The organism is Moorena sp. SIO3E8 (assembly GCF_010692445.1).
Lineage (GTDB): Bacteria > Cyanobacteriota > Cyanobacteriia > Cyanobacteriales > Coleofasciculaceae > Moorena > Moorena bouillonii.
The window spans coordinates 1-7,065 of the sequence record NZ_JAAHHM010000223.1 but is presented as its reverse complement, the minus strand read 5'-3'; the positions used below and the strand labels follow the sequence as shown (position 1 = coordinate 7,065).

Annotated in this window: 5 protein-coding genes; 1 reads left to right on the top strand and 4 read right to left on the bottom strand. The window is 44.1% G+C overall.

Features of this window, described 5'->3' with window-relative positions:
* Positions 1 to 609 precede the first annotated feature (609 nt).
* On the bottom strand, positions 610 to 1,065 hold the full coding sequence (locus F6K46_RS37120; protein WP_293067777.1) for a DUF29 domain-containing protein: 456 nt from the start codon (positions 1,063 to 1,065) through the stop codon (positions 610 to 612).
* 301 nt (positions 1,066 to 1,366) lie between these two features.
* Complete coding sequence (locus F6K46_RS37115; protein ID WP_075899775.1) at positions 1,367 to 2,794, bottom strand: ion transporter; 1,428 nt, start codon at positions 2,792 to 2,794, stop codon at positions 1,367 to 1,369.
* Positions 2,795 to 2,849: 55 nt separating this feature from the next.
* Between F6K46_RS37115 and F6K46_RS37110 the strand changes: the two genes are divergently transcribed.
* Positions 2,850 to 2,987 carry a hypothetical protein gene (locus F6K46_RS37110; protein ID WP_293067774.1) on the top strand — a complete coding sequence of 46 codons (138 nt, stop codon included), beginning with the start codon at positions 2,850 to 2,852 and terminating at the stop codon, positions 2,985 to 2,987.
* A gap of 349 nt (positions 2,988 to 3,336) precedes the next feature.
* Here F6K46_RS37110 and F6K46_RS37105 read toward each other — a convergent pair whose 3' ends face one another.
* Together F6K46_RS37105 and hslO are read right to left on the bottom strand one after the other, a co-directional pair.
* Positions 3,337 to 5,622, bottom strand: coding sequence for a chromosome segregation ATPase (locus F6K46_RS37105; RefSeq protein ID WP_293067771.1), 2,286 nt, complete (start codon positions 5,620 to 5,622; stop codon positions 3,337 to 3,339).
* A 224-nt stretch (positions 5,623 to 5,846) separates the two neighbouring features.
* Positions 5,847 to 6,731: an Hsp33 family molecular chaperone HslO gene (gene hslO / locus F6K46_RS37100; protein WP_070393109.1), complete on the bottom strand. Its 885-nt coding sequence runs from the start codon at positions 6,729 to 6,731 to the stop codon at positions 5,847 to 5,849.
* Positions 6,732 to 7,065 lie beyond the last annotated feature (334 nt).

Here is a 7,065-nt window from a genome sequence, read left to right as displayed (position 1 = left end):
AGAATACAGGTAACATTGTCAATAGGTAGGTCTTGTTGAACAAAAGAGACCTATCTTTTTTTTAGCACAAAATGGTGAAAGCTTTACATTTAAAGCTTTTCAGGCTATTTCGTCACCCCTTCAGGTAGAGTCAATTGAACTTGATATAAATAGTATCGAAATTGCTCACGATAAACCTGTAAAACTAATACAGTTACAAGATGAAATCTTATCTATTCAAATCATATTTATAGTTTCTTCTCGTGCCTACTGCCAATTATATTTTTATATTTGGGATTTCATAGATAACGATTTTTTCCAATTAGATTTACAAGAGAGTGAAGTTGATTTTAACTTTGAACTAGAAACAATAATTGACCTAGAGGGAAACTTTGAAGATATTCAATCGGATATTGATGTAGTAAACATAGAGATTAGTTCAAACTCTTACGATGTCGATTTTGGTGATGTAGATCCTGACATTGAATAAATTCGGAATGATTTTAATGCTCTCCTAGAGTTCTGTAAGGTGTGAAGCGCAACAGCGTAAAGCACTGAAAATTTCGATAATTAAGATGAGATATGAATTGAGGTGCGTTAGTATAATAAATTAAGCGATCGCATTTTCAATTAATCCCCATAAAAGTCTTCATCTAATAGCTGTTCAATTGTAAAAGGACATTGATTGGGATAGTCTTCCGGGTTAGGCTTACGAATGCCAAAGCTGGCTTTTTTACCTTCTTTTATAGCTAACTTTCGAGCATCTTTATAAGCTTTAGCGATCGCTTCTTCTAAATAACGTTTAAATGAAGGACTGTCTTGTAAATCTTTTTGGATACGAAACCGATGTTCTGTGACTGAACTATACCAACTTCCTTTCATGGAATCAGGAGCGTCAGTTTGAACCATTATTTTGAGTAAATGGGCAATCAATATGGTTAAATTGCTAATGAATGCTCGCTTTTCAGCCTTTCCCATGTCCTCTAACTCAAGCAGCAAATTATCCCAATCAATTGCCGATAAATTTCTAGCTTTGATTTGTTCAACGATGATTTCTCGCCAACGGTTAAAATCTTGTTCATACATATAGCAAAGGGAATAGGGAACAGGGAGCAGGGAGTAGGGAGCTGGGGAGCTGGGAGCAGAAGATGTCTTAAGCTTTACTTCGACTGCTATAGGCTATCTAGACACAGACAAGCAGAATCTGGATTTGAAAAGTCCCAATCATTGTAAACCCCAAGGGGATCCTAATTTGCGATGAAGCAAAGCTTCCGCTAAAAGCGATGAAGCAAAGCTTCCGCTAAAAGCGAACGCACTATATTTGCGATGAAGCAAAGCTTCCGCTAAAAGCGAACGCACTATAAAGACCTGCCAAAAAATTGAGACTTTACCGGACTGGCACCCCAATTTTCGGCAGACTACGAGCAATAATAACTAAGTGATCGCCAGATAGTAGTGTTTGATCTTTAGGGGGATTAATTAGGGTTTCCCGATTTCCATTGCTATGGCGCTCTATTGCAATCAATGTTGTATCAAACTCCTCTTTCAAGCGCCGAGCAGCTTCCCAGAACGAAATGTCAACCCACTTCTGTGGTAAAACAATTTTGTAAAACTGGTTTCCCACTTGCACAGTTAGCAACTCTGCCAGCACATCTACAGCTCCTAGGTTCCGAGCTGAGGTAGCAATTAAGTGACTAGCTAATTCATCAACAACAATGACATCTTCAACTCCCGCTACTCGCAGTTGGACATTGTTTTTCCGGTCAAGGAGTTGAGCACAAGTGTAAATTCCGGGTTGGAGTTTTTCAATGGTCAAGGCCGCTAGGACTGTCCGTGCATCCCGGTCTTGGTCACTTCGAGGACGGGTAGAATCAGCCAGGAGGATTGCCCGTGAGGCATGATAGATCCCCACACTTTCGAGGACATCAATAGTCGTGTAATCACCAATATAGAAATATATTTGGGAACGGTTCACTCCCTTGAGTTCCCACTCTGGTGTGTCGGTAAACTCTGCCACAACCACCATTGGATAGTGCTTTAGCTCAGAGTCTGCCTGGAGTTCCTCAATCAGTAGGTGAGCACCTCGGTTCCAGCCGCAGATAACAATGTGATTGCGCAGTTCATCCAGTTCCAAGTATTTCACCTCCATCACTGTTCTAAGTCGTTGCACCATTACTGCTGAAACTACACCGGTGAAGACGGCAAACATAGTTAAGCCGCCAATGACTACCATCAGGGTAATCAAACGTCCAGCATCAGTCTGGGGTTCACCACCAATGGGTTCTCCTGAGATTAGGGTAAAAAAACTCCACCATAAAGAGTCTCTTAGGGAAGCAAATGACTCATTCTGTCCTCCCTCCAGCAGATAAATCCCTAAAGCACCGACTAATGTAATTAAGCCGATAATCAGAAAAACTCCAATCTGAGCACTAATACTGGCAGCGAGTGAGGAAGAGATGCGGTTGAGGTTACGGTTTACCAAAATTCCGACTCTGAGCAGCCTTAACATCCGTAACACTCGCAATAAGCGGAATGCCCGTAACAAAGGTAGCACAGCAATAATATCCAGCCAGTAGTGACGCAAGAATCGACGTTTGTTTCTTGCCACTAGGTAGCGGATCGTTAGTTCTACGATAAATATGCCCGTCAGTAGCTCTTCGCTTACATAGACCAGTCCATAGATGAAACCTGCACCCTCTAGACTTGTTTCAAGAACCACTAAAACTACCGAAAGTAGAATTAGCAGAATGAGGGTGAATTCAGTTTGGGGAGCGTGAATGAACTGGTCAAGACGGGACTTGAGGGTTGATGACAAGTTAAAGTATTCTATATTAAATGGAATTCACTCCATTTAATATTAAGAATTTTTAATGATGAATGCTTCCCCACCTGCTACGCGAGGTGGGGGTTTCCGTCTTGATTACAAGGGTTTATCCCTCGCGACAGGCGGCATTCGCGCACCAAAGCCAGGACTTTTGCTGGACTTTTCCCCCAAGTCGTTGTCTTGATGCAATAGCGAGTGGGGGAAACCCCCTGTTCCCTTGCTGCATCGCTTCCGCTATGGGGCAAATCTTAGAAACTTTTACCTAGAGTCTGACTTATATAAACCGACTACAAAGGAAAAACAGGTTTGTTTTCCCTGGCGTTGAGAGGTCGTGCCTCTAGGTTGCTCAGAATCTTGTTCTGTCCTTTGCCGTACCGCTCAAGTTAAATTAATTATAACACAATTTTTTGTTCCTTGACCCCCACCTGAACGTTCGCGCAGCGTGGCCGTAGGCCAGGTGGGGGAATGGGTCATAAAATCTGTTCAATTTCCACAGGTTTGATCCTAGCCGGTTGTACTACCCTCGGAAACTCTTAAGAGTCAGCATCAATTAACTCAATCTTCCTACCAGCGGGGGGATTAAACCTAGGCGGCTCTAGCTGAGTCGGTGGTTTTACAATACCTGATGGTGAGATAACTTCCGGTGGTGGAACCACAATTGGGTAGGAGCGGGCTGGTGGTGATGGTGGTTTTACCACTGATGGTGGGGAGGGAGCTGGTTTCGGGATCACCACTTGTGGGGGAGATGCAGGCGGAACCGGTCTTGGTCGTCTTACGGGTACAGGAGGTGGGGGAGGTGGAGCTAAAATCTTGCGCCATGATTGAATTTGCCGTTGGGCTTCCTGGTAAGGGCGAGTACCAGACGGAACTATGTTTGCGATCGCAATGGATTCAGAGAGGTTATAGGCAGAACGACTTCTGGCTATAGATAGGATTTTGTAACTCCAGCGATTGACTACTGTTCTCGCCTCGCTACGGGATTTGGTTGAAGTTGGCACTTGTCTAGCTACTCGAATCGCTTTTCTTAGGGCTTGTGGAGTTCCAGCCTCAGCAATTTGGTAAGCTTCCCGTAAACGCTGCTGACCCTCTAGTTCTAACTTCCAGCTTCTGACTTTGCTTTGGGCTTCATTGTACAGAGCTCGACCTGACTTAATTTGTTCAGCAGTTGCCACGGCTGCATATAGATCACCCCGGATTGCCAGAGTGCGTGCTTGGTCTAAATAAGGTTGGTCTTCTTGCTGCTGGATACTTCTAGACCACTGATTAATTTTACTTTGAGCTTCCTGGTAAAGACTACGACCTCGGGAAATTTTACGGGCTTCTTGAACAGCAGCTTGCAAAGAATCAATGCTGCCATAACTTGCCAGTTGTGCTGCCCGATCCAGGAATGGCCTGTCTTCGATCAGTTGAATTTGACGAGTCCAATCTCGAATTTCGTCCCGTGCTTCCTGATAGCGGGGATTACCACGAGGGATCTGTTCCACTTCAGCCACTGCCAGTCTTAAGTCATTGGCTAAACCCGAGGTAGCATAGGTTCGGGCTCGCTCTAGTCGCGCCACATCTTCTACTTCTCGTTGCCAACGGCTAATTAATTGCTGCCCTTTCTTATATAGGGGACGTTCTGAGTCGAGCTTTTGGGCAGATGCGATCGCTTCTTCTAAATCCCAGGTTGTACCGGACTCAGCACGAGATAGGGCATGAGCTAGGTCAATTAAATCAGATTTGAGTTCAGGTACTTTAATCGTTTCGGGAAGTTTATAGGCAATCTCAAGTACTTCCGACCAGTTACCTTGCTCTAGCTTATTCTGAGCTATCTCCACCAGCTTGTTGCCAGAGTCTTTTATTAAATCCTGAGCTTCTTTGTAAGCATAACTTTGCTCTGTGATTTCCTTAGCTTTGTCAATAGCTTTCAGAATCTTCTCTATATTGCCACTTCTACTCAGCTCAAAAGCTTTATCCAGCTTAGCCGAGTCTTCCCGTCCCATCTTAATCTTATCCGTTAGCTGGTTATACTTAGCCGTAGCCCAGTAGTCATTGTCCACATAGGTCAATCGTACTGCTTCGCGAAATGCTAAGTTCCAGTTTGATAACCTCAACTGTTTTTCTGCTTGATCATAAACTCCCTCTGCCCTTGACCAGATTTTCTGCCAACGTTTTACCCGCTTTTCTACTATCGCGCCAGCTACAGATTTTGAAGGAATACGTTTAGCAATCTTAAGAGCTTCATTGAGCTGACCAGCTTGAAATTTAGCTTCCCCAATCTCGAGGATTACTTGTGACCACTCTTCGATATGTTGGTTAACTTGTGGCCGTAATGGGTGATCTTCGGGCAGGGCATCCACTAATGCGATCGCTTTTAGCAACTGCGGCACAGTTTCCTGATTTGCTGCCACCTGAGCACAAGATAGGCGCATCGATGCTGAAGCCGTTGGCCAAAACACAGCACGGCAGTTTGGTACAGCTGGCAACCTTAACAACATCATTGCTGAAGCAAATCCAGCACTACCGAAAAGCAACACAACTAAGGCTGACCAAAACTGCCAACTGCGAGGCAATAGGTTTTTTACTCCAGTAGTTTTTCCTGAGGGAGCTTGTCTCGGGGTAGTTCGTGCTGTATTTAATCCAGAGTTAGCTACTGGTTGACCAACAAATTTTTCAGATTGCTGGGGGGGCTGTGTCGATGGGTTTCCTAGGTTAGGATAGTTTACGCTCGGTTGAGTGACCGGTTCGCTATGGTTAGGTTGCCATCCATTAAACTTACCTGAACTTGAACCATTTGACGTTGGCCAACGGTCTGGAAATTCTCTATTTCTGGTCATAATTCACTTCCACACTCCCTACACCGGAAGACAGCAGGTTGTTTACAGCAACCTCAGTTGTTGAGATTTTACCCACCTTACACATATAGAGTCTACACCCTATCTTATAGTAGTGTTCTTAGAATTCTGCTTGAGTTTTTATACTGATCCATATTTCTTGCAATCCTTTACAAGTCAGGATTCTAATCTTCCAGTTACAGTAGGAAGTCCAGTAGCTACTCAATTTACAATTCTTTTATCAATTGAGAAAGTTGATCCGGATTGGCATGATAGACCTCTGAGCAAAAATGACAAGTTGCCTCAGCGCCACCGTCTTTTTCAATCATATCCTGAAGTTCCTCTTTTCCGAGCATTTTCAGAGCCCCCAACATCCGGTCAAAGGAGCAACCACAGTTAAAATGCAGCATCTGGGTTTCTGGAAAAATCTCTAGCTCCATATCCCCCAACAACTGTTCAAAAATCTCTGGTAAGGTCTGGTTAGCTTGGAGTAGCGGTGTAAAACCTGATAGTTTAGTAATGCGAGATTCCAAAGTTTGAACTAATGCCTCATCCGTTGCTGCCTTAGGCATAACTTGGATTAAAATACCCCCAGCCGCAGTGACCCCTTGAGCACCTACAAATACACCAACCACCAGCGCTGACGGAGTTTGTTCCGAATTTAGCAGATAGTTAGCGATGTCATCACCTATTTCACCAGAAACCAACTCTACTGTACTCGAATAGGGATAGCCATAACCCACATCCCGAACCACGTATAGGAAACCATCCCTACCAACAGCACCACCCACATCTAATTTGCCCTGCTTATTTGGTGGCAGTTCCACCTCTGGGTTGTCTACATAACCTCGAACTTTACCATCTAATCCTGCATCCACCATAATTCCACCCAGTGGACCATTGCCGTTAATCCGAATATTGACCCTCGACTCGGCTCGTTTCATACTAGAAGCCAGCAGAAGACCTGAAGACATGGTACGACCTAGGGCAGCCGTTGCCACATAGGATAGTTGGTGACGTTGTCTAGCTTCTTCGGTCAGGCGTGTAGTAATCACACCAACTGCGCGAATACCCCCTGAAGCTGCTGTGGCGCGAATTAACTGGTCAGCCATAGAAAACTCTTACACTTCTTAATATAATTAATGTTTATTTTACAAATTATCGAGAAAGTATCGAGCCCCTTGCTTGCCCTATCCCTTTAGCTAAGGCATTAAAACAACAGACGGGATTTATCCCATCGGTTCATTCAAAAGAATAAAACTGCACAAACACTTATCTAAACACCCAAACTACCTAAATACCTTTAAAAAGGTAACTTGCCGTTAAACTAAGCTGGGAGGTCGCCCTCTCCAACTCGTCTTCAAAACCGTACTTGTGACTTTCACCACATACGGCTCCTCGTGTCTGAAGTCCTTTGTCATTAGGTACCTTATATAGGGTTTTCAT

Bases quoted from the DNA above. Each gene is read 5' to 3' on its own strand.
- F6K46_RS37120 (WP_293067777.1), bottom strand. From the start codon at position 1,065: ATGTATGAACAAGATTTTAACCGTTGGCGAGAAATCATCGTTGAACAA.
- F6K46_RS37110 (WP_293067774.1), top strand. From the start codon at position 2,850: ATGATGAATGCTTCCCCACCTGCTACGCGAGGTGGGGGTTTCCGTCTT.
- F6K46_RS37105 (WP_293067771.1), bottom strand. From the start codon at position 5,622: ATGACCAGAAATAGAGAATTTCCAGACCGTTGGCCAACGTCAAATGGT.
- hslO (WP_070393109.1), bottom strand. From the start codon at position 6,731: ATGGCTGACCAGTTAATTCGCGCCACAGCAGCTTCAGGGGGTATTCGC.